This is a genomic window from Ruoffia tabacinasalis, from assembly GCF_005864045.1.
GTDB classification, from domain to species: Bacteria; Bacillota; Bacilli; order Lactobacillales; family Aerococcaceae; genus Ruoffia; species Ruoffia tabacinasalis.
In genome coordinates this window covers 1-26589 of the sequence record NZ_VBSP01000015.1, presented here as the reverse complement: position 1 = coordinate 26589, position 26589 = coordinate 1, and the positions used below count along the sequence as shown (strand labels likewise).

The window sequence follows — 26589 nt, the reverse complement described above, 5'->3', positions numbered from 1 at the left end:
TGCTTAAAATCATCAAATTCATGTATAATAATGAATACAAGGCACAAGGACTGTGCAAAAGGAGGCAGGAAACAATGATGAACGTTTTAATGATAGAAGATAATGAATCAGTGAGCGAAATGATGTCGATGTTTTTTGAGAATGAAGGCTATGAAGCAACCTTTCATCAGGACGGGGCAGAAGGCTACGAAGCGTATAAAAGCAATCCAACGAAGTGGGATATCGTGATATTAGACTTAAATCTCCCTTCAATGGATGGCATGCAAATCTGCCACAATATTCGAAAAATATCTAAGGAAACACCGATTATAATGTTAACAGCAAGAGATTCAGAAAGTGATCAAGTGATTGGGCTTGAAATTGGGGCAGATGATTATGTAACAAAACCCTTCAGCCCGATTACATTACTTGCTCGTATGAAAGCATTACACCGTCGAGCTCAAGTAACACCGACTCAAGAAGCGGAAGTTGAGACAGCTTCAGAATTTGATGTTGAAACAGAAATTATCCATATCAATACATCAACACGCGAAGCTTATTACAAAGACAATCCTATTGAGAATCTTACACCGAAAGAATTTGACTTACTTGTCGCATTTACAGAGCATCCTAAACGAGTATTTAGCCGTGAAGATTTATTAACAAGTCTTTGGGAAGACCCATTCTTCGGCGATGAACGTACCGTTGATGCACATATTAAGAAATTACGTCAAAAAATTGAACAAGTGGGTCCACAAATTATTCAAACAGTCTGGGGAGTCGGTTATAAATACGAAGCACCTGGTGAGGAATAATGAAGGTTTTATGGCAACAGCTGATTGCATTTTTATTAGTCATTATTGCAACGGTTGCGCTTTTCGCTTATCGAATTGAAGATGAGATGACGACTGAGATTGAACAAACACGGGAGCAACAATTACTAAATTACGGGTATAACATCGTTAATAATAACTTTTCACGGAATGATTTAGTGAGAACATCGCAATTATTAGCCAGTGAGAATATTGTTATTCAAGTGTATTTATCTGACGGAAGAACGATTTACCCGATTTATGATCAACGCTTTGATGCAAATTTATCACAAGAAGAGTTGCAATTAATTCAATCCGGCCAGTATCTTGGTTTCCGAACAGTAGACCGTTATAACCAAAACGGCGAAGTCGAACCTTACTTAACTGTTTATCTACCCCATCATGATGTTGGGGAATTTCCATCAGGCTTTATTAGTTTGGCGGCTCCATTAGATGACCTACAAGCAAGACTCGATGCAGTCAGACAGAATATCTTTATATCACTTATCTTAGCGATTATTATGGGGATTATTATTAGTACTGTCTATTCAATCTTACAAACACGTAAAATCCATCGACTCCAATATGCAACAAGGCAAATTGGTCAGGGGAATTACGATGTAACGATAGCAACGGATGGCCAAGATGAGTTTGGGGATTTATCAAGGGATTTCCAAAAGATGTCACATTCATTAATGGAGTCCCAAGAAGAAATTAAAAGGCAAGAAGGTTTAAGACGTCAATTCATGATGGATGTTGCGCATGAGATGCGAACACCACTGACGACCATGAGCGGTCTTCTGGAAGGTTTACAACACAATATGATTCCAGAGAAGCAACGAGGACGCAGCTTAGAATTAATTCAACGAGAAACGAAGAGACTGACCCGATTAGTCAATGAAAACTTAGACTACGAAAAAATTCGAAGTCATCAGTTCGTCTTAGCTAAACAAGAAAATGATGGAAATAAACTTCTTGACCAAATTAAAGAACAATTATCACGCAAAGCAGCTAAGAAAAATATAAATATATTAGTTGAAGCAGAAGAGGGCTTAATTGTGTGGGCAGATTATGACCGGATTATTCAAATTCTAATTAACCTCGTCACCAATGCCATCCAATTCTCTGAAGACAGTGATATTATTCTTCAAGGGAAGATGCAGGAAGAATATAGTGAAATTAAAGTTATCGACAAAGGGATCGGAATCGACCCGGCACATCTGAAGAGTATTTGGGAAAGATTTTATAAAGTAGATGAATCAAGGAAAAATACCGAATTTGGCGAATCAGGCATTGGTTTATCTGTCGTTCAATCACTTATTGAAGCTCACCAAGGTAATATAGAAGTCGACAGTGAATTAGGTAAGGGTTCAGTATTCACTGTGAAGTTACCACATAAAAAAGAAAGTAAACTCTGAAAGGAACCGTCATGACGAAGCAAGCAAAAATTTTAGTCTCATTGGCCTGTATTATACTTGTTGCGGTAATCATTCAATTAAGTTTCTTTTTGTATTCACAACATCAAGTGAAAAACATCAATCGTCAAGAAGCTTATGCACAAGGAGTTACACAACAAATTGATCAATATTACGTTGAGCAAGAGACAGTCTTTATTATTGAAGATATGAACGAAGAGGATCTTGTGAATATCCGCTCGCACTTAAACGACTTAGAGGAATCAGAAGCTCTTGGACCGAAACAAATCCAAGCGTATAATGATTTACATCGGCGGTATTTCGCTCGCGATGAAGTAAATGCAATGTACGTTGAACCTGTAATCACTGGTGGACACGTCAATAGTAATGTCCCTTATGTTGAAAATATTGACTATTACACTTTACTTGAAACGGTTGATCCTTACCGCTTTCAAGAGACAGAGGATTACTTTCAAGAAACAATCAATTTACTCATTGACGATGCTTTAACCCAAACGTTAAATTACGAAACAGCGATAACGACTTTAAATAATTTAAAGTTTATTCCTGTGACGGATGGGTATTTCGAAGTCATAGCCCGTGGAGTGAAGGAAGCAGAAGAGGCATATGCCTTAGTGTACAATCAAACGTTATTGACTAAACTAAATGATGCTTTTCAAAGCTATGCAAGAGAGTTAATCGAGGAAATAAATACCAGTAATATTGATGTAGCGAACCATCAAGAATTACAAAGCGCTATGGAGATATCTCCATATTTAAAGCGCCTATTTGTAGGAGAATAACTTAGGAGGATTGAATGAGTAAAACGATTGTTTATGTAGCCCACCCAGATGTTGCGACTTCGAGTAGTCAGCAGTTTTTATTAAGTTCAGGTAAACATATCACAGAGGCTACCTATGTAGATTTACAAAGTGAATTTGACCAAAATGGGTTATTCAATGTTGAATCAGAACAAGCGCGTTTATTAGAGTATGACCGAATTATCTTTCAATTCCATCTTTATTGGTATCAAGCGCCAGCAATCATGAAACTGTGGTTAGATACGGTCATTGAAGATAGACAAACAAACGACCGGTTTGCTAGACAATTAGCGCACAAGGAATTAGGTTTAGCCGTTGTGGCAGGTGTGAAGGAAAGTCAGTATCAAGCAGGTGGGCGAGAGAAACGGACATTGTCAGAAGTACTATCACCATATGAATCACTGGCAAACTACTTTAATATGACGTACTTACCAATCTTCTCTGTTCACCAATTTGCTTATATGAGCGAACCAGAGAAGATGGAGTTAATGTATCAATACGCTTGTTATTTAGAAGAAGGCACGCATTTAAGTTATTTAACTTATCAGCGCTACTTGTTAGAAAAATTAGAAACCATTGAAGCTGAGCAATTAAACTTATCAGCAGAAAACGAAATTCTATTTGATTTGTGGAAGCAAACTCTAGAAGATCAAGCGGATGAAGTAAGTGAATTATTCACTTTAACTGATCGTTGGTAGGGAGGGTGATTCAATGAATACACAATATGATGATTACCATAGTGATTGGGTGGAGAAAGCAACAGATTATCCAACCAAAGCTTTATTAGTCGCTGCGATGAGTTTGTTTAAAGAGCAAGAGAAACGCATCGAAAACCATAAAGGGAAACTTGATGGTGCAAGTTGGAGTCCAGAAAATTGGAACGAATAAAAAAAGAAGTCACTTACTAAAAAAGTAGGTGACTTCTTTTTGTTCTGAAGTATTAATCTTCAAAAATAACTAAATGATATTTCTTTTTACCGCGACGAACAATGATGTATTTACCATCAATCGCATCGTTTGGGCCAATCTCATAATCAACATCATTAATTTTCTCTCCGTTGATTGAGATGGCATTGTTATTAATAAATTCACGTGATTGTCTTCTCGAATCAACAATTCCAGTATCAACTAACCAAATAGCTAAGTTCTCTGATTGTCTAGCAACTGTCGATTGTGGCATGTTTTTGAAACCTTCTTCGATTTGTTTCGCTGAAAGTTGGCCAACCTCACCGGTAAAGAGAGCTTCAGTAATTTGTTGCGCTTCATCTAGTGCTTCTTGACTGTGGACAAAGCGTGTAATTTCTTCCGCTAAACGGCGTTGAGCGACACGTAAGTGTGGATTTTCTTCAATTTCTTTCTCTAAAGCCTCAATCTCTTCTTTAGATAAGAAAGTAAAGTATTTAAGGAATTTAGTAACATCTGAGTCTTGTTGGTTAATCCAGAATTGGTAGAATTCATAAGGTGTTGTTTTCTCTGGGTCTAACCAAATCGCATTTCCAGCTGATTTACCAAATTTAGTTCCATCAGATTTAAGCATTAACGGAATGGTTAATCCATAGGCTTCTACTTCAGAACCTTCCATACGACGAATAAAATCAAGTCCCGCTGTAATATTACCCCATTGGTCTGCGCCACCTACTTGTAATTGAACATCTAAGTTCTTGTATAAATAATGGAAATCAATGGATTGTAATATTTGGTATGTAAACTCAGTAAATGAAATCCCTGTTTCTAAACGAGAAGCCACGATATCTTTAGCAAGCATTGTATTGATGTTAAAGTGTTTTCCGTAGTCACGTAAGAAATCTAATAAAGATAATTCACTTAACCAATCGTAATTATTTACAACACGGAAGCCACTATTTTCAGCGTCCGCTTTTAAGAATAATTTATCCATTTGTTGAGTTAATTTATTAGCGTTCTCTTTAACAACGTCCATAGTTTGTAATTGACGTTCACTACTACGACCAGATGGATCACCAATAGAACCCGTCGCTCCACCAATAACAACCACCGGATTATGACCAGCTAATTGGAATCGTTTAAGTATCATGAATGGAATTAAATGACCGATATGCATTGAATCCCCAGTCGGGTCAACGCCACAATATAGACCGATCGCTTTTTTATGTGTTAATTTTTCCAGACCTTCGGAGTCTGTTTGTTGATTGATGGCTCCACGCCACTCTAAATCTTCTAGAATATGCATTATGAGTCTCCTTTTTAGAAATGAATAGATAACCTTATTATAGGGATTTAAGTTAGTTTAATCAAGGTTCTGTTACAAAAATATTGTTGATGACAGTATCCAAGTACTCAAAGTATCCGAATATTATAGGATAGAAAAAATACTTAAATGACAAAAATAGTGATATTTTACAGTAATGTTACAAACAGTATACGAATCAAAGAAAACCAACTATTCGACTCAAAGGTGTGTTATTATCTTCTCAGGTCGAAAAAGAGAAGATTTAATGAATATAATATGAATATAACAAAACTAGTAATAACAAAGGAGCAATAAACAATGAAGAAAACTTTTTCTAAGAGCTTATTCAAAACTTTATTTACATCTGCATTAGCATTAAGCTCGGTTGCAGCACCAGTTTTAGCATCAGCTCAAAACTATGACGCACTGATTAATGAAGCAGACGTACAAATCGAAGGTTTAAGTGCTCAACAAACAGCCTTATACGCACAATTAGCTACAGCATATGCTGAAATTGATACAATTCAAGCAGAGGCAACTGCAGTCCTTGAAGCAGTAGCAGAAGATGATGCGTTAATTGCTGAATTAGAAGAAGAAATTACTCAACTTGAAGATATTATCGGTAAACGTGAAGGCTTATTAGCTGATCAAGCACGTGCTGTTCAAGTAAGTGGTGGATCATCTAACTATTTAAACTATGTAGCATCATCAGAATCAGTAAGTGATTTTGTTGGTCGTGTAGATGTTATTAACAAAATGGTATCTGCAAACAAAGATTTATTAAACGTTCAAATTTCAGATAAAGAAGCGGTTGAAAGCAAAAAATCTGAAACAGAATCAACAAAAAATCAAAAAATCGAAAAAATGGTTGAACTTGAAGCATTAAAAGAAGAGTTGTCAGCACAAACTGCAGCTTCTGAAGAAGTTTACAACCAATTAACAAACGATATTTCATTAGCAGCTTCTCACCGTGAAGCATTAGTTGCTGAACGTCAAGCTTTCGAAGAAGCTCAACGTATTGCAGCTGAACAAGCGGCAGCAGCTCAAGCGCAAGCAATCGCTGAAGCCGAAGCACAAGCTGAGGCGGAAGCTCAAGCAATCGCAGAAGCACAAGCGAATGCAGCAGCTCAAGCTGAAGCAGCGGCACAAGCGCAAGCAGATGCTGAAGCGGCAGCTCAAGCAGCAGAAGAAGCTCAAGCAATTGTAGAACAAACTCCAGTAGTTGAAGAGACTCCTGTAGTTGAAGAAACACCAGTTGTAGAAGAAGCACCTGTTACAGAAGAAACTCCTGTAGTGGAAGTTCCTGTAGAGGAAGCACCAATCGTTGAAGAAACTCCTGTAGTGGAAGTTCCTGTAGAGGAAGCGCCTATCGTTGAAGAAACTCCTGTAGAAGAAGTACCGGTAGTTGAAGAAACACCAGTTGTTGAAGAGCAACCAGTAGAGGAAGAAGTTATTGCAGATACACCTGCATGGGAAGCTGTAGAAGAAGCACCTGTAGTTGATGATCAAGCAGCAGCTGAAGAAGCAGCTCAAGCACAGGCAGAAGCTGAAGCGGCAGCCCAAGCAGAAGCCGAAGCAGCGGCACAAGCTCAAGCAGAAGCTGAGGCAGCAGCCCAAGCGGCGGCAGAGGCGGAAGCCCAAGCAGCAGCTGAAGAAGCGGCGGCACAAGCTCAAGCAGAGGCAGAAGCAGCAGCGCAAGCGGCAGCAGAGGCCGAAGCTGAAGCGCAAGCAGCTCAAGGAAGTGTTGATGCATTATTATCAAACGCATCACAATACTTAGGAACACCATATGTATGGGGTGGGAAATCACCTTCAGGCTTTGACTGTTCAGGATTTGTACAACACGTATTCCAAGAAACTTACGGAATTAACGTAGGTGGCTGGACTGGAGCACAAGAAAACGCTGGAACTAAAATTGGTGTTGGCGAAGCTCAAGCCGGAGATTTATACTTCTGGGGAACACCTGGATCTACTTACCACGTTGCAATCGCAACAGGTAACGGAGACTATATCCACGCGTCTCAACCAGGGACTCCTTTAGAGTACAACTCAGTAAGTTCATACTTCATGCCAAGTTTCGCATTACGCGTGAACAAATAATTAATAGAATTTAACGACCAGGTCAGTCCACTCTGATCTGGTTTTTTGTATTTATAATGTTATTTTGTGTGGGCGAAAGATTTTAGGCGAACTCAAGCCAAACCGTGATGTCATTTATCTTAAGTTGCTCGAACTCAAGCCAAACCGCATATCCATTTGGCTCAAGTACGTGTCAAAAAATCATGTTCAAATAAAATCCACTACCAATTCGTACCGATTCTCTATGAATAAAGCATAATAAGTGTGAGTATGCTATAATGTATTAAAATTATATTATGTAGGAGGCACTCATTCATGACCGAACAAACAAAACCAACTTTTTATATTACAACGCCAATCTATTACCCAAGTGGGAAATTACATATCGGTAATGCCTATTCAACTTTAGCCTGTGATGCTATGGCTCGCTATAAACGATTAATGGACTATGATGTTTACTTCTTAACAGGAACAGATGAACACGGCCAAAAAATCGAAACTAAAGCTGAAGAATTAGGTGTTGAACCGCAAGCTTATGTAGATGGAATGGCAGAATCAATTAAAGAATTATGGAAATCATTAGAGATTACAAATGACGGCTTTATTCGTACAACTGAAGAGCGTCATAAACAAGCGATTCAAACAATCTTTGAACGTTTAATTGAACAAGGAGACATCTATCTTGGAGAATACTCTGGTTGGTATTCAGTGAGTGATGAAGAATACTTTACTGAAAGCCAATTATCAGAAGTTTACCGCGATGAAGATGGGAATGTGACGGGTGGGGTTGCACCCTCTGGACACGAAGTGGAGTTAGTTAAAGAAGAATCTTATTTCTTTAAACTGAGCAAATACGCTGAGCGTTTAGAAGCATATTACGATGCCCATCCAGAATTCTTACAACCAGCATTTCGTAAGACTGAAATGGTTAATAACTTTATTAAACCAGGTTTAGAAGATTTAGCTGTATCAAGAACGTCATTCTCTTGGGGGATCCCAGTAAAATCAGATCCTAAACACGTCGTTTATGTATGGATTGATGCATTATCTAACTACATTACTGCCTTAGGTTACGGAAGTGATAACGATAGTCTATTCAAACAATTCTGGCCTGCAGATGTGCACGTAATTGGTAAAGATATTTCTCGTTTCCATATGATTTACTGGCCAATTTTATTAATGGCATTAGATATACCATTACCTAAGCAAATTTTTGCTCATGGTTGGCTATTAATGAAAGACGGAAAAATGTCTAAATCAAAAGGAAATGTCATTTATCCTGATACATTAATTGAACGTTATGGTCTAGATGCAACGCGTTTCTATCTATTAAGAGAAATGACACAAGGAAACGATACGGTCTTTACACCAGAAGATTTCGTTAACCACATTAACTTTGAATTAGCGAATGATTTAGGAAACTTATTAAATCGTACGATTGCGATGATGAACAAGTATTTTGATGGGAAAATCCCAACGGATTTAACAGCTTTTGATAAAACAGAATTCGATGCGTCAATTGAAGCATTTATCGAAAAAGAAATCGCAGACTATCATACAGCAATGGATCGTTTAGATTTCCATTCTGCGTTAAATAATGTCATGGCAATCGTATCTCGTACAAATAAATATATCGATGAGACAATGCCTTGGACATTAGCTAAAGAAGAAGAAAGCCGAGCGCAATTAGCTTCTGTGATGTATCATTTAGCAGATTCATTAAGAGTTGTGGCGCATTTATTACGTCCAATTATGCCAAATTCACCTGCTCAAATCTTTGAACAACTGGGTATGCCATCAGAAACAGACCGTTTACTGACAGACCTTGCGCTAAACCAAGTGCCTGAGAATACGACCGTGATTAAAAAAGGTGTACCAATCTTCCCAAGATTAGACACTGAAGAAGAAGTTAAATTAATTCAAGAAGCAATGAATGGCAAAGGTAGCAATGAAGCAACTGGTAAAGTTGATGATGAAGACTGGAATCCAGAATCAGTTGAATTAGTTTATGACGAAACGGAATCAGTAGAGTTTACGGACTTCATTAAAACTGAAATGAAAGTGGCTGAAGTGATTGATGTTGCGCCAGTAGATGGCTCTAATAAGTTACTTAGATTCCGCTTAGATGCTGGAGATAAAGGTCATCGTCAAATTTTATCTGGAATTGCGAAATATTATCTAGACCACGAAGCTTTAATTGGTAAAAAGGTTATCGTTGTAGCGAACCTGAAACCACGTAAGATGATGGGATATATTAGTCAAGGAATGATTCTTTCATCTGAATCAGATGGCAAGTTATCATTACTGTTTGCTGATCCAGAAGCAGCTAACGGAAGTTTAATCGGATAATTTATATATATAAAACCTTAGTCTCATTTATTGATTGAGATTAAGGTTTTATTCAGTTATTCTGTATAAGAGACTTTAACAAGGAAGGTAAGATATTTTGAAGTTATTTGATACCCATACGCATCTGAACGCCGATCAATTTGAAGGCATCGAGTCAGAAATCATCCAACAAGCTAAAGACAATGACGTAGAATATATGGCGGTGGTGGGCTTTGATGAGAAGACCATTGAAAAGAGTTTATTACTCAGCCAAGAGAATGAACACATTATTAGCGTCATCGGTTGGCATCCAACAGAAGCGTCACGTTATAATCAAGCCATCGAGAAGCAACTCGAAGAAAAACTCGCAGCACCGAAAGTACAAATGTTAGGTGAAATTGGGCTTGATTACTATTGGCCAGATTCTACTAAAGAAGATCAGCACCGAGTATTTAGACGATTAATTGCGATGGCAAAGGAACATAATTTGCCAATTACCATTCATAACCGCGATGCGACGGACGATGTTTATAAAATTTTAAAAGAAGAAGGTATTCCTAAAGCCGGCGGTATCATGCATTCATATGGTGAAACTAAGGAAGAAGTATATAAATTCCTAGATTTAGGAATGCATATCAGCTTTAGTGGTGTTTTAACTTTCAAAAAGACAGAAGACGTACGTGAAGCGGCTAAAGTTGTCCCAAATGACCGACTTTTAGTTGAGACAGATGCACCTTACTTAGCTCCTGTACCGAAACGAGGTAAACGTAACGAGCCAGCCTATGTTCGCTATGTGGCGGAATTTCTTGGGCAAGTGAAAGACATGCCACTTGATGAAATTGCGACCTTAACAACGAATAATGCCTTTGAAGTATTTAAGTGGTATCCAGAGACGAAGCAACATGAAAAATAATAAGCATGCCAATCCGCCCCGTGAAGTCATTGTTGTTGAAGGGCGAGATGATACGAAAAGATTAATCGAGGCGTTCGGTAAAACTGTCCAAACAATTGAAACGAATGGATCTGCCATTGATCAAGCAACACTCGATCAAATCAAAGCTGCTCATGAAAAGTTGGGAGTCATTGTCTTTACGGATCCTGACTTTCAAGGAGAGCGTATCCGACGAATTATCGAACAAGCGATCCCTAGCGTTAAACACGCCTATATTAAGCCAGAAGAGGCGAATGCAGGGAAGCGAGGAAAGAGTTTAGGTGTTGAACATGCGACCAGAGAAAGCATTATAAAAGCACTTGAAGCTGTTATGACACCGAATACTGTCGAACCGGTATTTATTCACAAAGCTGAATTAATGCGACTCAAACTCATTGGTCACCCCGAAGCAAAAGTCCGTCGAGAATATATATCAAACCATTACCATCTTGGACACATTAATGGTAAACAATTACAGAAAAAGCTAGCAATGTATCAGATTACTTTAGAAGAATTAACAAATCAATTGAAAGCAGGTGAACAAAATGGAAACATCTAAACGATTAATTGCCACACCCACAAGAACTGCCGAAATCATGAATCAATACGATATAAAGATGAAAAAGAGTTTAGGACAAAACTTCTTAGTTGAACCATCAATCCTAGACAAGATGATTCAAACAGCGGATATTACTAAAAATACAACGGTCATCGAGATTGGACCAGGAATTGGTGCGCTGACAGAATTTTTAGCCTTATCAGCCAAAGAAGTACTGGCCTTTGAAATTGATCCCCGTTTTGTAAAAGTATTAGCCAACACCCTATCTGAATATGACAATGTGAACGTAGTTCATGAAGATATTTTGAAAGTGAATTTTAATAATCCGGAATTTGCTCATTTAAAAGAAGCTGAAGATTTAGTTGTTGTTGCGAACTTACCTTATTACATTACAACACCGATTATTATGCACTTATTAGACACAGATTTGCCTTTCAATCGCTTAGCAATGATGATGCAAAAAGAAGTGGCAGAGCGAATGACTGCAGAAGTGGGAACGAAAGCATACAATTCATTGACGATAGCCATCCAGAATAAAATGGAAGCAAGTATTTCCTTTATTGTTCCAAAAAGTGTCTTTATTCCGAAACCAAATGTTGATTCGGCCGTACTAATGTTAAGACGCCGCGAGAAACCTTTAGTCGAAGTGGATGAGCCAAGAGAGTTTGAGAAATTCATTCAAATGGCCTTTACTCAACGTCGGAAAACAATTTGGAATAATGTCAGAAATTATTATCAAAATGGTGAAGCAGACCAAACTAAATTAGCTGAAGGCTTTGAACAAGCTGAAATCGATCCCAAACGCCGTGCAGAAACACTGACAGTTTATGAATTTGAAGAATTATTTAATAAATTAAGCGAAATTTAATTTGAAATTTACTTGTCACCTTTCGAGAGTTGTGGTATCATTGATTTTTTAATCACTATGTGTTATAATGATACGGTGAGGTGATTGGGAATGCCAAATGAATTATCAGAGATAAAGACTTATTTGGAAGATCGTGTTGGTGAAGAGATTAGTGTGACTGTTCAGATGGGGCGCAAAAAGAAAGAAGAACGTAAAGGTGTCCTTAAAGAAACATATCGTTCAGTCTTCATTGTAGATTTAAATCAAGACGAAAATGATTTTGATCGCATTAGTTATAGCTACCGTGATGTATTAACGAATACAATTGAATTAGAATTCAAGTAGCCTTATATATAAATACTGATAAATACCTTAGCTATTCGTTCTGAGTGCGAATAGCTAAGGTATTTTTAGTTATATTAACAAATAAATTACCAGACCGCTGAAGGAGTCTTATCCTTATCTTCAGCGGTCTGGTTCTAATTTTGTGAATTTTTATTCTTCTAAGTTTGCGAAGCTTTCATTAATGATATCACGTAAAGTATTTGCAGAATGGTTCATACGATCTTGTTCTAATTCGTTTAAAGGAATTTGAACAGTAGAGATAATACCTTTTCGGCCTATCACCGCAGGCACTCCGATATAAACATCCTCTTGTCCATATTCGCCGTCTAGATAAGCAGAAACAGGGTAGATAGAATGTGTATTATCTAAGATAGCACGACAGATAGCAGTTAATGAAGCAGCAATTCCGTAATAAGTAGCGCCTTTACGTTTGATAATCTCATAAGCAGCGTCACGAACTTTAAAGAAGACATTAGCTAATGCTTCCTCATCTGTTCCAGGGTGATCTTTAATCCATTCGTAAATTTGTAACCCACCAATGTTTGCATGAGACCAAACTGGGAACTCTGTATCCCCATGTTCACCAAGAATATATCCGTGAACATTACGTGCATCAACATCAACTAATGAAGCAATTTCTTGACGGAAACGTGCAGTATCTAAAGATGTTCCTGAACCAATCACGCGTTCTTTAGGGAAACCACTAAATTTCCATGTTGCATAAGTTAGAATATCCACTGGGTTTGTCGCTACTAAAAAGATTCCATCAAAACCTGAGGCAACCACTTCACCAACGATTGATTTAAAGATTTTTAAATTCTTGTTAACTAAATCTAAGCGAGTTTCACCCGGCCTTTGAGCAGCTCCAGCAGTGATGACAACAATATCAGCGTCATGACAATCAGAGTATTGAGCTGAATAGATTTTTTTAGTTGAATGATAAGCCAATGCACTTGATAAGTCCATCGCATCTCCAACTGTTTTATCAGTATCGATATCAATAATACCTAATTCTCGTCCAACCCCTTGAAGCGTTAATGAGAATGCAAAACTTGAACCGACCGCGCCGTCGCCAATTAAAATAATTTTGTCTAATGTTTCTGTCATAATAAAAATCCCCTTTCATTATATGCTCAGTATATCACAATAAAATCCTATTACTCAATATCAATTATAATTTAAACGTTTCCAAATTGAAAATAATTCAAACTCAGGATTTATAAGTAGGTTTGTGATATACTACCGAAGAGATTTTATTAAGAAATGATAGGTGATAAAAGTGAAGTTAGTAATAGGTTTAGGCAATCCTGGTAGCAAATATAACGGCAGCCGTCACAATATTGGCTTTGATGCCATTGACGAGATTTTGAGACGTCATCATTTAGAAATGACCGAACAAAAATTCAGATCAGACTATACAATTTGGCATCGAAATGGGGAAAGAGTTTTGCTAATGAAACCTTTCACATATATGAATCTTTCTGGAGAAGCATTACTACCAATAATGAGTTATTATGGTGTTGATATTGATGATATATTAGTTATTCATGATGATTTAGACTTGGATCCTGGCCGTGTTCGTTTCCGTAAAAAAGGCAGTTCAGGTGGGCAAAATGGAATTAAAAGTATCATCGATATGCTAGGTACTAACGAATTCAAACGAGCTAAAATCGGTATCGGTCGTCCTCAAGGCGGTTGGAAAGTAGTCGATCACGTATTGGCACGATTTACAGCAGAAGATCGCATTGCTGTCGATGAAGCGGTTGATCAAACTGTCGATGCTATTGAAGCTTGGCTTGATGGCAAGGATTTCCAGCACGTTATGAGTGAATATAATAAGTAAGATATGGTAGAATAAGATTACTATAGATATATGGATTAAAGGGGGTCAGTTACTGAGCCCCTAAATCCGTATTTATTCTTTTAAAAGAAAGGAGCAGACATAAAGAATGACAACAATGTATAAACAACCTTTTAGTCCAATCATCAATCAAATTAACAATTCAACGGATACAGATGCCAAACTCATTACTGGCTTGGACGATAGTGCGCGTTCTATATTTATTGCTCAACAATATTTGAATCAACCACAACAATATTTAGTCATTGAACCGAGACACAAACAACAAAATGAATTATTTGAAGATTTAGTAAGTTTATTGCCGGATGTTCCGGTATTGTTATTCCCTAATGAAGAGTCATTAGCCGTGATGTATTCAATTTCATCGATGGACAATACTGCTGATCGTGTTAAAGCATTAAACGCATTAGCTAGCGGAAAGCCATGCATTATCGTTGCATCTTCAGGTGCTCTACGCATGAGGCTCACACCAGTTGAACGTTGGAAAGATGCTTTATTTACAATGGAAATTGGGATGGATATTGAAAGAGAGGACTTAGAAAAGTTATTCAATCAATATGGTTATCGCCGTGAAGGGATGGTTCAATCACCGGGTGAATATAGTATTCGCGGGAGTATCGTTGACTTCTATCCCTTAAACGCAGATCACCCAGTTCGATTAGACTTCTTTGATACGGAATTAGATTCAATCCGACTATTCAATGCAGAAACGCAAGAATCGATGGAGAATATTGAACAGACTGAGTTTTACCCCGCACAAGATGTCATATTTACACCCCATGATCAAAGAGAAATTTTGGATAAATTAAAGAAACATTTAGATAAACATCTGAAGAAAATAGAAGACGAAGAATTAAAAATGCAATTGAAATCTGTTCAAACGGAGCAATTTACATTATTGGAACAAGGTGAGCCTTTAAAGTATGCCAATGCCTACTTAGGTTTCTGGGATAAAGAGGGCACGTCGCTCATTGATTACTTACAAGATGATGCACGCTTAATCGTCATGGAGATGGGACGAATTCAACAGAATGAATTTCAAGCCATTGAACAAGATCAGTTTTGGATCGAACAAGAAATCAGTAAAGGACAGCTTTTGCCAGGGGTCTCTATCCTATTAGAAGCCTATGAAGAAATTCGCCAAGCGAATAGCCAAGTAGCGGTCCAATATTTCTCACTAATGCAAGGTGGTTTAGCAAATATTCGCTTTTCAGATGTCTTTGCTTTTCAATATCGAAGCATGAATCAGTTCTTCCATCAAATGCCTTTAATTAAAGCAGAGATGGAACAATGGTTGAAGCAAGAGAAATTAATTCAAGTGACCGTGTCAACGAATAAAGATGCGGTTAAAGCGCTGAATTTATTCGAAGAATATAATATTCATCCAACGGTTATCCAAGAGGGAGACGAGCCTCAAACGGGTGCCATCAATATCGTGACGACTTCTTTAGCCAAAGGGTTTGAATTACCGAATGAAAACTGGGTTGTCGTGACAGAGCTTGAATTATTCAATCAATTAAGACGTAAAAAAGCAACGCCACAAGGTTTATCAAACTCAGAGCGAATTAAGAGTTATAACGAGTTAGATGTTGGCGATTACGTTGTCCACTTAAGTCATGGTATTGGACGTTACGTCGGGATTGAAACGATGGAAATAAGCGGCGTTCATAAAGATTTAGTTGCGATTGAATATGAAGATAATGCGCGTGTCTTACTCCCAGTTGAGAATATTAACCAACTACAAAAATACGTCGCGTCAGAATCAAAACAACCGAGACTAAACAAATTAGGCGGAAGTGAATGGAAGAAAACTGTTAGAAAAGTTCAAGCGAAAGTTGAAGACATTGCTGACGAACTCATCGCCTTATATGCAGAACGTGAAAAACGAAAAGGTTATCCATTTACTCCGGATACCCCAGAGCAAAAAGAATTCGAAAACGCCTTTCCTTATGTTGAAACGGCAGACCAATTAAGAAGTACAAAAGAAATTAAAAAAGATATGGAAAAAGATAAACCGATGGATCGTTTACTTGTAGGAGACGTTGGTTACGGTAAGACCGAAGTAGCGATTCGAGCAATTTTTAAAGCTGTCATGGACGGGAAACAAGTTGCCTTCTTAGTACCAACAACAATTCTAGCTCAACAACATTTCAACTCGATTCAAGAGCGGTTTAGTGATTGGCCGTTTGAGATAGGTATGTTAAGCCGATTTGTCTCGCGAGCAGAGCAGACTAAGAATATTAAAAAGATTAAATCAGGCGAGTTATCCATTATCGTCGGAACTCACCGTCTACTTTCAAAAGATATTGAATTTAACGATTTAGGGCTATTAATTGTCGATGAAGAACAACGATTTGGTGTGAAACATAAAGAGAGACTAAAACAATTGAAAGCCGATGTGGACGTATTAACATTAACAGCGACACCGATTCCAAGAACATTACATATGTCGATGATTGGTGTGCGAGATTTATCACTAATTGAAACACCACCACAAAACCGATTCCCAGTTCAAACATATGTGATGGAATTGAATGCAGGCGTCGTTAAAACAGGTATTGAACGTGAGCTAGCCCGCGGAGGACAAGTCTTTTACTTGCATAACCGTGTCGCAACCATCCATCAAAAAGCTGAAGAGATTTCGAATCTCGTACCAGAAGCAAGAGTAGCCGTTGCCCATGGGCAACTATCGGAAGTGGAATTGGAACGTGTGTTAGTCGACTTTATTGGAGGCGAGTATGATGTTCTAGTGACAACTACCATTATCGAAACAGGTGTAGATATACCTAACGCAAACACACTTTTTGTAGAAAATGCGGACCATATGGGCTTATCAACCTTGTATCAACTTAGAGGACGTGTCGGTCGTACACACCGTTTAGCCTACGCATATTTAATGTATGAGCCATTTAAACAACTCAATGAGATTAGTGAGAAGCGTTTAAACGCGATTCGTGAATTTACTGAATTAGGCTCAGGCTTTAAGATTGCTATGCGAGATTTATCGATTCGAGGGGCAGGAGACTTACTTGGTAAGCAACAATCCGGTTTCATCGATTCTGTCGGATACGACCTGTATACACAAATGCTTAAAGAAGCAGTGGATGCTCGTCAAGGCAATAGCGCGAAAACCTTTGGTGAATCGACTTCATTTGAATGGCAAGTCAATATTGATGCCTATATTCCGGGTGAGTATATTGATGACGATATTCAAAAAATCGGTGTCTACAAATCCATTCAAAACATTAGTTCAGAAGAGGATTACCGTAGCTTACAAGACGAGCTGATTGACCGCTTTGGCGAATTCCCAGATGAAGTTTCAGACTTATTAGATATTGCTTTAATTAAACATTACAGTATTGAAGCAGGTATCCTATCATTTACACGTAAGCGTCAAGAAGTGATTGCGACGTTTAATGAAGAAGCAACGAAGCATCTACAAGGAGCGAACATATTCCAAGCCTTACAGAATGTTCCACTACAAGCTAAAGTACAAATCAATAAAAATAAATTAGAAGTCAGTTTAAATGTATATAATAAAGATAATGATCAGTGGTTATCTGCCTTGATTCATTTCACGAAAGATACGGCTGATGTCTTAAATCAAGTAACACAGGAGGTGTAAAGATGCGTCTAGACAAATTTTTAAAAGTGTCTCGTTTAATCAAACGTAGAACCGTAGCAAAAGAAGTAGCAGATCAAGGACGAATTACAATTAATGGTAACGTTGCTAAATCAAGTTCAGCCGTTGCAGTAGGTGATGAATTAACGATTCGTTTTGGGAATCGACTAATGACGGTTGAAGTCAATGAATTACAAGAATCAACTAAAAAAGAAGATGCTCAAAACATGTACAAAATCATTTCAGAAGAACGATTAGAACAGTAAAATTTAATCGAGTCAGTTCACTAAATTTTATCAATTAAATTGGATATTTAAGGGAAATACTGTTATACTCGGATATGAATAAGGGGTGAAACGCGTGCAACAATCGAAAACAAATAATCATAGAAATAATGAGAAAATTGTGTATCTTCCGAATCAACGGGGACAACATCGGAATGTATCTGCTGACCCCGCTGAAGTAAACAACAAACCTAAGAAAGCATTCAAAATGCAAACATTAGGTGTTCTAGCAATAGGTATTATCGGAGTAACACTAGCCACTGTCCCTCTCGTGCAAGCATATCTGGAATCAGATGCGTTAACACAAGAGTTAGCTACTGCAAAAGAACTGGAAAAGGAAGCAATGCAGGAGAATATTCAGGCTCAAGAAGAGTATAAACATATGCAAGATCCTGAATACCTCGCGGATGTTGCAAGACGTGACTATTATTATAGTAAACCAGGTGAAATTATTTTTGAATTAGATGATGTTCAAGAATAATCCCTTACTCATTACAATAGATAGATAGAAAATCAAGGAGGAAATTGTAATTAATGTCAGTTGAAGTAGGTCAAAAAGTTTCAGGTAAAGTAACAGGTATAACAAACTTTGGTGCATTTGTTTCATTACCAGAAAATAAATCAGGACTCGTTCATATTAGTGAAGTTTCAGATGGATTTGTCAAAGATATTAACGATATCTTATCAGTAGGCGATGAAGTCACAGTTAAAGTTCTTAAAATCACCCCAGATGGAAAGATCAACTTGTCAATTCGTAAAGCGAATGAACAAGCACAACCAGATCAAGCAGCTTCAAGACCTGCACCTTCACGCGATAAAAAACCGAGTGAACATAAAGGGCAAAGTCACAGCAATAAAGGTAGCTATAGCAAACCAAACCACAGTTCAAATAGCAGACCACAACAAAGTAGAAGCAATAACAGTAACAATAGTGGTGGGAATGACTTCGATTCATTAATGAACCAATTCCTAAAAGATAGTGAAGATAACTTATCATCTTTACGTCGTAATACTGAAGGTAAACGCGGTGGTCGTGGCGGCCGTCGTAACTAATCTACTTATTCAATCAAAAAGAGCGGACACCATTGCAATATGGTGCCCGCTCTTTTGCTGTATACAGATTCATGCGCGATATATGTGAGAGGAAGATTCAAATGACTTTTCAAATGAAAAGTATAAGGTACGCATGAATTGTTTATTTTGAATGTTCAATTTTCTTATGAGGTAATGTAATGATGACTTTCGTTCCATCACCAAGTTCACTTTGATATTCGATAGTTCCTTCGTGGTTGTCAATAATACGTTTAACAATCGCTAAACCAAGTCCATTGCCTGAACTAAAGCGACTACCGTCAACTTGGAAGAAACGCTCAAAAATAATATTTAACTTCTCTGAAGGAATACCAATCCCCGTATCTTCGATAATCACTTCAACCGAATCTTTTGAGTCTTTCAAGTGAACGATGATTTGACCTTCTTGTTCACTGTATTTGATTGCATTGTCTAAAAGGTTCATCCAAACTTGATTCAATAAATCTTCATTAGCATAAAGCACGGTTGAATCTAAGTCGATCGTCATCGTCAAGTTTTTCTCCATCCATTGGTTATGGAGGCTTAAGATACTTTCGCGAATTTGCTCATCTAAACGATACGACTTTCTTTCAATTGAAATGGACTGATTATCAAGTTTAGATAACTTTAATATATTATCAGATAAACCAGAAAGTTGTTTAGTTGCAACGATAATTCGATGTTGATAAGTTTCTCGTTCACTTGCGGTCAAATCAGGAGACTGCAAAAGCTGTGCATAACCTTGTATCGAAGATAGAGGCGTCTTGAACTCATGCGAGATAACGGATGTAAAGTCACTCTGTAAACGTTGAATACTACTTAATTCATTTACCATTAAATTAAAAGAATGATACAATTCCGATACTTCAGCAATACGTTCATCTTCATCCAATTGAACAGAAAAGTCACTTTCAATCACTTTAGTCATCGCTTTTTTAAGTTTGATGATAGGATTCAGAATTTGTATCATAACAATTCCAGATATAACCAATCCCATGAGACTACTAAAGATGATGGGAATGACCCAAGAAAGTTTAGGAGATCCTTCCAAACTTGGCAAGAGGGCAAACGCTTCTAATAATAGAATAATGACAATTAAAGCAACCGCAATGACGATTGTTAATATTAAAGTTATGAATGAAAAGTAGATCCATAAGCGTGATTCAAGCCACTTTTTCATTGTGCGACATCTGCCTTGTAGCCTAGTCCGCGTATGGTCATAATCTTGAAGTCCTCATTATCAGCAAAGCGATCACGTAATCGCTTGATATGTACATCAATCGTACGTTCGTCTGTTTGCGTATCTAATCCCCAAATTTGATCCATTAATTGTTGACGTGTAAAAATCTTATCTGGGTAGGACAGCAGTTTTTGTAAGAGTAAAAACTCTTTTTGTGGCAATGATGAAACGTCTTCGCCAGTAGTTACTGAGAAGTTATCTTGATTCAAAGTTGTGTCTCCAATAATTAAATGACGACTGTTCGCTATCTTAGAGCGACGAAGTAAAGCTTCAACTCTCAGAACCATTTCTTTAACATCAATGGGTTTAACCATATAATCATCAACGCCGATTCTAAAGCCGAGTTTCTTATCTTCATAATCATCTTTGGCTGATATAACTAGAATAGGGACTTCGTCTCCGATTTGACGCATGGATTCCGCAAATTCATAGCCATCCATTTCTGGCATCATAATATCCGTTATAATTAAATCAACATATTCTTTATCTAAGTAATCCAGTGCCAGGACACCGTTACCAACTGTTTTAACGTCATAATCCGCATGTTCTAAGACGGATTGGAACATATTTGCTAATTCCAAATCATCTTCTATAATTAAAATTTTAGTCATTTGAATTCCTCCTATATATTAGGCTTAATCTAGCATGGATGTATTAACTATTTATGAAGCAATATGAATTAATACGAGTGCTTAAGAAAAAAGATTGATAATTTCAGAAATATGCTGAATCGTCGTTGGATGATTTGGATTGTCACGTCTGTGTGTAGGGTGTGTATAATGAATCGCATGCCATCCTGCTTGAGATGCACCTAGAATATCGTTAGTGTAATTATCACCGATATAAGCAAATTCATGGCTCAGGTAACCTAGCTCTTCTGCGACATGGTTAAATATTTCAATATCAGGTTTTGAACTATTTAATTCTTCTGAGATAAACCAACGATTTTCTGGAATCCATCGGTTGATTTGTAAGGTGTTTAATTTATTTCTTTGATCGATGGAAGGGCCATTTGTAAGAATGAATAAGTCATATCCAGCTGTTTGTAAATGCTCAAAGACATGAATGATTTCTGAATCTAGAGTTAAATGTTGACGGTAATATTCATTTAGTGCTTGGAATATCGTCGCTTGCTCAACACTCATTTCGCAATTGAAATATTTATAAGTAGAAAGGATTCGGTCAAGTTGATATTGCTCCTTAGCTTTTTCTTCACGAATAAATTTCTCATATTCAATATCGGATTGCACTTCAAAGATACGATAGAAAGTTTCAAACGATTGATGAATATGAATCACATTTTTCTGCATCGTTTCGAATGCAGCACGGTAAAAATCACTTCTTTGATAAAGTGTATCATCTAAGTCCCAACCAATGGCTTTAATCTGTTTCATGATGTCTCCTTTGTAAATCTACCTTATAATATCAGGATTTATGTTTATGTAAGTATATGATAGCATGTTAATAGAGAGTTCCAAAAAAATATGACGAAAGTTTAATACACTTAATGTATAGTTAATATATTTATTCTATACTTTATTTCTAATCGTGTTAAAATATACTTCGTTACTGAGAAAGCGAGGTGATGACGCATGAGTGATTTATTATATAACGTCAAACAATTATTGAATGAATGGCCCGAATGGTTTAAAAGTAAGCGTATCTTACTTGCCGTGTCAGGTGGCATAGATTCGATGGTATTATTGACAATCATGCTTCAAATAAATGAACAATTACCTAAAGAAGAAAGAAAAGAATTAATTGTTGCCCACTTTAATCATCGATTAAGAGAAGATAGTGATCAAGATGCCCAATTGGTAAAAGAGTATTCCCAAAAATATAAGTTAACTTACTTTATTAGTCATTGGGACAAACCAGCTTCAGTGAATGTTGAAGCAAGTGCGAGAGATGCGCGTTATCAATTCTTTGGGGATGTCATGGTTAAGACGAATAGCGATACGTTGATGACAGCACATCATTTGAATGATTTAGGTGAAACGGTATTAATGCGTTTAATCCGAGGAACTTCATTACGAGGTGTTCGCGGAATTCGCTCTAACTACCAACGTATATTAACTACTTCAACGAAATTTTCGAAGTCTGTTCGTGTCTTAAGACCTTTTAATTCAACTAAAAAGGAAAAAATAAATGAATATGCCAAAGAACATCATATTCCTTTTAATGAAGATCAGACGAATACGGATATGACTTATATGCGTAATCGTATGAGATATAAGATGTTGCCTTTTTTTGAAGAGGAAAACCCGCAGTTTTTATCTAATTTACTTCTTCTGTCAGAACAGTTAGAAGCAAGTTATGATGCGCATTTTAATCAGTATTTACAGAAAGAACCCGAACTGTTGATGCAATTGTCACAGGGACGGTGGCTTTTATATGTACCTAAGTTTCTAGAATTATCTGATGATTTAATGCAGATATACTTAGCTATATTTTTGGAGGAAAGATTAATTCACCAAATTCAATCCTATAATAAAGCAGCTGTTAAGCAGTTAGAACAACTCATTAGACAAACAGATGCTCCAAATATGTTGATGAATATAGCGAATAACTGGGTAGCTTTAAGAGAGTATGATTATATTTGGATTCAACCTCAAGATTACGGCGTTGAAGAAGCTGAACAAAGTGAGATTAAGATTGAACAGTTTAATCACTGGTACGAATTGAATGAGCAAGAATTAGCAGGTGTGTTTGATATGGATGCGATTGCGACAGACTTAAAGAAAGATTTGTATGTTGAAATACCTTTATCTTTAACCGAAGGAAAACCAAGTATAACGTTGCGACATCGAAAGAATGGAGACACGTTAACTTTGCGTCGCCCAGATGGAACAAGTTATCATAAGAAAGTATCTCGAATCATGATCGATCAAAAAATCCCAAAATCAAAACGTGAAGATTATTGGGTCATTGAAAATCATGAAGGGACGATACTAGGAATGTTACCACCGATTAGTAAGGATAAAACTTACGTTAATTTGGAAGAAAAGCAAACTCATGTATTTATATATCAAAAAAGCGAGAATATTTCTTGATAATATGGTAACATTTACTTCATAACATCAATAAAATGACGCTTTCGCTTTTATTTAAACGTAAAAGAATGAGAATTGGCGTTAAGAATATATGATAATACAAAATAAAGGAGAAACTAAATGTTAGAACAAGACATAAAAGAAGTATTAGTAACCCGCGAGGAGATTCAAGAAGCTGTGAATCGCTTAGGTGAACAGTTAACGAAAGAATATAAAGACAAAGAGGTAGTAGTTGTTGGAATACTACGTGGGGCTTCAATTTTTATGGCAGATATTGTTCGAGCAATGGATGTCTATTTAGAGATTGATTTCATGGATGTATCTAGTTATGGTGATGCATTTGAATCTTCTGGAGAAGTAAAAATCATTAAAGATTTAGACACACATCTAGAAGGACGTCACGTTCTAGTCGTGGAAGACATTATCGACACAGGTCGTACATTGAAGTACTTAGTTGATTTATTCAAATACCGTAAAGCTGCATCTGTGCAAGTATGTACGTTATTAGATAAACCAGTGCGTCGTGTTGTGAAAGATATTATTCCAGATTACGTAGGCTTAGAAGTACCAGACGAATTCGTTGTTGGGTACGGTCTTGACTTTGAACAAAAATATCGTAACTTACCATACATTGGTGTACTAAAACCTGAGATTTATCAATAATTTTAAATTCAATGAAAAAGCAATATTGTAGTGTAAATCCGCTCAATTATGCTATTATAACTAAGATACATAATAATATGTATGCAAGGAGGAGATAGATAAATGAATAATCGAAATCCAAACCCGAATCGTAATTTCTTTCGGGGAACTTTACCTTACATCCTAATATTTTTAGCGATTATTGGTATGTTTCAAGTATTCTCAGGTAACTTAGGTTATGCTGGGCAAACTGAAGAGATATCATCGTCTGAATTTATGAGTGAATTAGAAAGTGGGAACATTGAAACTTTCGAAATTCAAATTGGATCTGGGGCTTATTCAGTTCATGGGGAATACCGAACACCTAATGAAACTGTAGAGCAGGAAGAAGATAACTTTTTACAAGTTATTCAAGGATCTAACGAAGTAAGTTTATTTGAAACAACTATTTTAGGTAATGACGCAACGTTGAACATGGTGACGGATGTTGCTTTAGAAAATGATACTACAATTCAAACAATTCCGGAATCAAGTGCAGGTTTATGGTTAAGTTTCTTACCATTCTTAATCTTATTAATCCCGACATTTTTCTTAATCTATTCAATGACTCAACAAGGTTCTGGCGGCGGAAAAGGCGTGATGAACTTTGGAAAGTCTAAATCAAAAGACGTTTCAAAACAGAAAGTCAAAGTACGCTTCTCTGATGTTGCAGGTGCAGAAGAAGAGAAACAAGAATTAGTTGAAGTGGTTGAATTCTTAAAAGATCCAGATCGCTTTACAAAGTTAGGTGCGCGTATACCAGCGGGTGTTCTTTTAGAAGGGCCTCCAGGTACTGGTAAAACGTTACTAGCTAAAGCTGTTGCGGGAGAAGCGGGCGTTCCATTCTACAGTATCTCAGGTTCTGAATTCGTTGAGATGTTTGTCGGTGTTGGGGCGAGTCGTGTAAGAGATTTATTCGAAAATGCTAAGAAAAATGCACCATCGATTATCTTCATTGATGAGATTGATGCCGTAGGTCGTCAACGTGGAGCTGGTATGGGTGGAGGACACGATGAACGTGAACAAACACTTAACCAATTACTTGTTGAGATGGATGGTTTCGAAGGTAATGAAGGTATTATCGTTATGGCTGCAACAAACCGTTCTGATGTTTTAGACCCAGCTTTACTGCGTCCGGGTCGTTTTGATAGACAAATTCTTGTTGGTAACCCTGATGTTAAAGGGCGTGAAGAAATCTTATTAGTTCACTCACGTAACAAGCAATTAGCCAATGATGTCGATTTAAAAGTGATTGCACAACAAACACCAGGTTTTTCTGGTGCGGATTTAGAAAACTTACTAAACGAAGCGGCTTTAATTGCGGCTCGTGTCGATCATACATCTATCCATGCGGAAGATATTGATGAAGCACATGACCGTGTCATTGCTGGACCAGCTAAAACAAACCGTGAAATGTCAGTGAAACAACGCGAAACGGTTGCTTATCACGAAGCAGGACATACAATTGTTGGTATGGTATTAAGTGATGCGCGTGTCGTGCATAAAGTAACGATTGTTCCTCGTGGACGTGCAGGTGGATATGCGATTATGCTTCCTAAAGAAGATCAATATATCATTACCGAGAAAGAATTATACGAACAAGTTGTTGGTTTATTAGGTGGACGTGCTGCTGAAGAGATTGTGTTTAATCACCAATCAACTGGGGCAAGTAATGACTTCCAACAAGCAACTCAAATTGTTCGTTCAATGATTACAGAATATGGTATGTCTGAAAAATTAGGAACTGTTCAATATGAGGGGAATCAAAAACCTTTTGCTGGCCGTCAATATGGTCAAAGTGTGACATATTCTGAACAAATTGCTTATGAAATCGACTCAGAAATTCGTCGTATTACAGACAAAGCGTTAACTGATGCACATAATATTATTAATGAACACCGTGAACAGTTGAATACTATTGCTGAAAAGTTATTAGAAATCGAAACATTAGATCAAAGAGCGATCAAATCTTTATTCGAAACAGGCGAAATGCCTGCGCCTGAAGATACAGATTCAAAGGATAAACCAGAATTACCAGATGAACCTGATAGCTTCAAAGATGCGAAAGAAAAAGCAAAAGATGATGAAGATCATTCTGAAACTTATGATCGTGCAAAAGAAGAGACAACTTATGTTGAACCAGATGATTTAGCACCTTCAGACGATACAGAAGAAAGAAATTCTCACATTAATCAAGACAGAGATTTATAATTAGCGAAAGAAATCGGTTCTTGAATTTTTGGTGTTGGTGAGAGAAATCTCACTGACACCTTTTTTTGTATGTACACAAAAAGCCAGTGAATTCCTATATAATAAAGTTACCACACATTACTAAAAGGAGAATTCACTTGGCTCATATGAATTATATCGCAGACTTACTAAATATTAAAGATAAACATGTTCAACTTCAAGATGACATCATGGAGGAAATGCACAAGGGGGTGCGGTGTAA

The 26589-nt window shown here is 37.1% G+C and carries 24 protein-coding genes; 19 read left to right on the top strand and 5 right to left on the bottom strand.

The window, feature by feature from the left end:
• Window positions 1-77 precede the first annotated feature (77 nt).
• From FEZ33_RS05645 to FEZ33_RS12405, 5 genes are read left to right on the top strand one after another with little or no spacing between them, the layout of a single operon-like run.
• A complete protein-coding gene (locus tag FEZ33_RS05645) occupies window positions 78-794 on the top strand; it encodes a response regulator transcription factor (protein WP_138404451.1) in 717 nt (238 codons plus the stop codon).
• Window positions 794-2209 (top strand): ATP-binding protein, encoded by a 1416-nt coding sequence (locus FEZ33_RS05640; protein WP_138404433.1) that lies wholly within the window; start codon window positions 794-796, stop codon window positions 2207-2209. Before FEZ33_RS05645 ends, FEZ33_RS05640 begins: the two co-directional genes overlap by 1 nt.
• Window positions 2210-2220: 11 nt before the next feature.
• Complete coding sequence (locus tag FEZ33_RS05635) at window positions 2221-3009, top strand: hypothetical protein (protein WP_138404432.1); 789 nt, start codon at window positions 2221-2223, stop codon at window positions 3007-3009.
• 14 nt (window positions 3010-3023) lie between these two features.
• Entirely contained in the window at window positions 3024-3725 is a 702-nt protein-coding gene (locus FEZ33_RS05630; protein ID WP_138404431.1) for an NAD(P)H-dependent oxidoreductase, read from the top strand.
• A gap of 13 nt (window positions 3726-3738) precedes the next feature.
• Window positions 3739-3915, top strand: coding sequence for a hypothetical protein (locus tag FEZ33_RS12405; protein WP_171031295.1), 177 nt, complete (start codon window positions 3739-3741; stop codon window positions 3913-3915).
• A 52-nt stretch (window positions 3916-3967) separates the two neighbouring features.
• On the opposite strand, the gene tyrS is transcribed toward FEZ33_RS12405, so the two are convergent.
• Window positions 3968-5236 (bottom strand): tyrosine--tRNA ligase, encoded by a 1269-nt coding sequence (gene tyrS / locus FEZ33_RS05625; protein WP_138404430.1) that lies wholly within the window; start codon window positions 5234-5236, stop codon window positions 3968-3970.
• Between the two features lie 318 nt (window positions 5237-5554).
• Here tyrS and FEZ33_RS05620 point away from each other — a divergent pair, with 318 nt between their 5' ends.
• The 6 genes from FEZ33_RS05620 to FEZ33_RS05595 all read left to right on the top strand — a co-directional run bounded on the left by FEZ33_RS05620 (window position 5555) and on the right by FEZ33_RS05595 (window position 12325).
• Window positions 5555-7336, top strand: coding sequence for a C40 family peptidase (locus tag FEZ33_RS05620; protein ID WP_138404429.1), 1782 nt, complete (start codon window positions 5555-5557; stop codon window positions 7334-7336).
• Window positions 7337-7630: 294 nt separating this feature from the next.
• Window positions 7631-9664, top strand: coding sequence for a methionine--tRNA ligase (gene metG / locus FEZ33_RS05615; protein ID WP_138404428.1), 2034 nt, complete (start codon window positions 7631-7633; stop codon window positions 9662-9664).
• Window positions 9665-9761: 97 nt separating this feature from the next.
• Complete coding sequence (locus FEZ33_RS05610) at window positions 9762-10556, top strand: TatD family hydrolase (protein WP_138404427.1); 795 nt, start codon at window positions 9762-9764, stop codon at window positions 10554-10556.
• Window positions 10546-11133, top strand: a complete 588-nt coding sequence (rnmV, locus tag FEZ33_RS05605) for a ribonuclease M5 (protein WP_138404426.1) — start codon at window positions 10546-10548, stop codon at window positions 11131-11133. The genes FEZ33_RS05610 and rnmV overlap by 11 nt, the downstream gene beginning before the upstream one ends.
• Window positions 11120-12001: a 16S rRNA (adenine(1518)-N(6)/adenine(1519)-N(6))-dimethyltransferase RsmA gene (gene rsmA / locus FEZ33_RS05600; protein WP_138404425.1), complete on the top strand. Its 882-nt coding sequence runs from the start codon at window positions 11120-11122 to the stop codon at window positions 11999-12001. The genes rnmV and rsmA overlap by 14 nt, the downstream gene beginning before the upstream one ends.
• A gap of 90 nt (window positions 12002-12091) precedes the next feature.
• The gene (locus FEZ33_RS05595; protein ID WP_138404424.1) at window positions 12092-12325 is read left to right on the top strand and encodes a Veg family protein; all 234 of its coding nucleotides are present in this window, start codon (window positions 12092-12094) and stop codon (window positions 12323-12325) included.
• A gap of 150 nt (window positions 12326-12475) precedes the next feature.
• Here FEZ33_RS05595 and FEZ33_RS05590 read toward each other — a convergent pair whose 3' ends face one another.
• Entirely contained in the window at window positions 12476-13432 is a 957-nt protein-coding gene (locus FEZ33_RS05590; RefSeq protein ID WP_138404423.1) for an L-lactate dehydrogenase, read from the bottom strand.
• A 172-nt stretch (window positions 13433-13604) separates the two neighbouring features.
• Between FEZ33_RS05590 and pth the strand changes: the two genes are divergently transcribed.
• The 5 genes from pth (at window position 13605) to FEZ33_RS05565 (ending at window position 19145) form a co-directional block, all read left to right on the top strand.
• Entirely contained in the window at window positions 13605-14168 is a 564-nt protein-coding gene (pth, locus tag FEZ33_RS05585) for an aminoacyl-tRNA hydrolase (protein WP_138404422.1), read from the top strand.
• A gap of 106 nt (window positions 14169-14274) precedes the next feature.
• Window positions 14275-17811 (top strand): transcription-repair coupling factor, encoded by a 3537-nt coding sequence (gene mfd, locus FEZ33_RS05580; protein ID WP_138404421.1) that lies wholly within the window; start codon window positions 14275-14277, stop codon window positions 17809-17811.
• Between the two features lie 2 nt (window positions 17812-17813).
• Window positions 17814-18074 carry an RNA-binding S4 domain-containing protein gene (locus FEZ33_RS05575; RefSeq protein WP_138404420.1) on the top strand — a complete coding sequence of 87 codons (261 nt, stop codon included), beginning with the start codon at window positions 17814-17816 and terminating at the stop codon, window positions 18072-18074.
• A 94-nt stretch (window positions 18075-18168) separates the two neighbouring features.
• Window positions 18169-18573 carry an FtsB family cell division protein gene (locus tag FEZ33_RS05570; RefSeq protein WP_138404419.1) on the top strand — a complete coding sequence of 135 codons (405 nt, stop codon included), beginning with the start codon at window positions 18169-18171 and terminating at the stop codon, window positions 18571-18573.
• A 53-nt stretch (window positions 18574-18626) separates the two neighbouring features.
• On the top strand, window positions 18627-19145 hold the full coding sequence (locus tag FEZ33_RS05565; protein WP_138404418.1) for a S1 domain-containing RNA-binding protein: 519 nt from the start codon (window positions 18627-18629) through the stop codon (window positions 19143-19145).
• Between the two features lie 142 nt (window positions 19146-19287).
• Here FEZ33_RS05565 and FEZ33_RS05560 read toward each other — a convergent pair whose 3' ends face one another.
• The 3 genes from FEZ33_RS05560 to FEZ33_RS05550 form a co-directional block, all read right to left on the bottom strand.
• Complete coding sequence (locus tag FEZ33_RS05560; RefSeq protein WP_138404417.1) at window positions 19288-20343, bottom strand: sensor histidine kinase; 1056 nt, start codon at window positions 20341-20343, stop codon at window positions 19288-19290.
• Window positions 20340-21014: a response regulator transcription factor gene (locus FEZ33_RS05555; RefSeq protein WP_138404416.1), complete on the bottom strand. Its 675-nt coding sequence runs from the start codon at window positions 21012-21014 to the stop codon at window positions 20340-20342. Before FEZ33_RS05555 ends, FEZ33_RS05560 begins: the two co-directional genes overlap by 4 nt.
• An 81-nt stretch (window positions 21015-21095) precedes the next feature.
• Complete coding sequence (locus FEZ33_RS05550) at window positions 21096-21797, bottom strand: HAD family hydrolase (RefSeq protein WP_138404415.1); 702 nt, start codon at window positions 21795-21797, stop codon at window positions 21096-21098.
• Between the two features lie 198 nt (window positions 21798-21995).
• Here FEZ33_RS05550 and tilS point away from each other — a divergent pair, with 198 nt between their 5' ends.
• The 3 genes from tilS (at window position 21996) to ftsH (ending at window position 26348) form a co-directional block, all read left to right on the top strand.
• The gene (gene tilS, locus FEZ33_RS05545; protein ID WP_138404414.1) at window positions 21996-23456 is read left to right on the top strand and encodes a tRNA lysidine(34) synthetase TilS; all 1461 of its coding nucleotides are present in this window, start codon (window positions 21996-21998) and stop codon (window positions 23454-23456) included.
• Between the two features lie 120 nt (window positions 23457-23576).
• Window positions 23577-24119, top strand: coding sequence for a hypoxanthine phosphoribosyltransferase (gene hpt, locus FEZ33_RS05540; RefSeq protein WP_138404413.1), 543 nt, complete (start codon window positions 23577-23579; stop codon window positions 24117-24119).
• Between the two features lie 102 nt (window positions 24120-24221).
• Entirely contained in the window at window positions 24222-26348 is a 2127-nt protein-coding gene (gene ftsH / locus FEZ33_RS05535) for an ATP-dependent zinc metalloprotease FtsH (protein ID WP_138404412.1), read from the top strand.
• Window positions 26349-26589: the final 241 nt, after the last annotated feature.

What these genes read in the sequence shown, in the direction of transcription:
- FEZ33_RS05645 (WP_138404451.1), top strand. Translation starts at nt 78, where the DNA reads ATGAACGTTTTAATGATAGAAGATAATGAATCAGTGAGCGAAATGATG.
- FEZ33_RS05640 (WP_138404433.1), top strand. Translation starts at nt 794, where the DNA reads ATGAAGGTTTTATGGCAACAGCTGATTGCATTTTTATTAGTCATTATT.
- FEZ33_RS05635 (WP_138404432.1), top strand. Translation starts at nt 2,221, where the DNA reads ATGACGAAGCAAGCAAAAATTTTAGTCTCATTGGCCTGTATTATACTT.
- FEZ33_RS05630 (WP_138404431.1), top strand. Translation starts at nt 3,024, where the DNA reads ATGAGTAAAACGATTGTTTATGTAGCCCACCCAGATGTTGCGACTTCG.
- FEZ33_RS12405 (WP_171031295.1), top strand. Translation starts at nt 3,739, where the DNA reads ATGAATACACAATATGATGATTACCATAGTGATTGGGTGGAGAAAGCA.
- tyrS (WP_138404430.1), bottom strand. Translation starts at nt 5,236, where the DNA reads ATGCATATTCTAGAAGATTTAGAGTGGCGTGGAGCCATCAATCAACAA.
- FEZ33_RS05620 (WP_138404429.1), top strand. Translation starts at nt 5,555, where the DNA reads ATGAAGAAAACTTTTTCTAAGAGCTTATTCAAAACTTTATTTACATCT.
- metG (WP_138404428.1), top strand. Translation starts at nt 7,631, where the DNA reads ATGACCGAACAAACAAAACCAACTTTTTATATTACAACGCCAATCTAT.
- rnmV (WP_138404426.1), top strand. Translation starts at nt 10,546, where the DNA reads ATGAAAAATAATAAGCATGCCAATCCGCCCCGTGAAGTCATTGTTGTT.
- rsmA (WP_138404425.1), top strand. Translation starts at nt 11,120, where the DNA reads ATGGAAACATCTAAACGATTAATTGCCACACCCACAAGAACTGCCGAA.
- FEZ33_RS05595 (WP_138404424.1), top strand. Translation starts at nt 12,092, where the DNA reads ATGCCAAATGAATTATCAGAGATAAAGACTTATTTGGAAGATCGTGTT.
- FEZ33_RS05590 (WP_138404423.1), bottom strand. Translation starts at nt 13,432, where the DNA reads ATGACAGAAACATTAGACAAAATTATTTTAATTGGCGACGGCGCGGTC.
- mfd (WP_138404421.1), top strand. Translation starts at nt 14,275, where the DNA reads ATGACAACAATGTATAAACAACCTTTTAGTCCAATCATCAATCAAATT.
- FEZ33_RS05575 (WP_138404420.1), top strand. Translation starts at nt 17,814, where the DNA reads ATGCGTCTAGACAAATTTTTAAAAGTGTCTCGTTTAATCAAACGTAGA.
- FEZ33_RS05565 (WP_138404418.1), top strand. Translation starts at nt 18,627, where the DNA reads ATGTCAGTTGAAGTAGGTCAAAAAGTTTCAGGTAAAGTAACAGGTATA.
- FEZ33_RS05560 (WP_138404417.1), bottom strand. Translation starts at nt 20,343, where the DNA reads ATGAAAAAGTGGCTTGAATCACGCTTATGGATCTACTTTTCATTCATA.
- FEZ33_RS05555 (WP_138404416.1), bottom strand. Translation starts at nt 21,014, where the DNA reads ATGACTAAAATTTTAATTATAGAAGATGATTTGGAATTAGCAAATATG.
- FEZ33_RS05550 (WP_138404415.1), bottom strand. Translation starts at nt 21,797, where the DNA reads ATGAAACAGATTAAAGCCATTGGTTGGGACTTAGATGATACACTTTAT.
- tilS (WP_138404414.1), top strand. Translation starts at nt 21,996, where the DNA reads ATGAGTGATTTATTATATAACGTCAAACAATTATTGAATGAATGGCCC.
- hpt (WP_138404413.1), top strand. Translation starts at nt 23,577, where the DNA reads ATGTTAGAACAAGACATAAAAGAAGTATTAGTAACCCGCGAGGAGATT.
- ftsH (WP_138404412.1), top strand. Translation starts at nt 24,222, where the DNA reads ATGAATAATCGAAATCCAAACCCGAATCGTAATTTCTTTCGGGGAACT.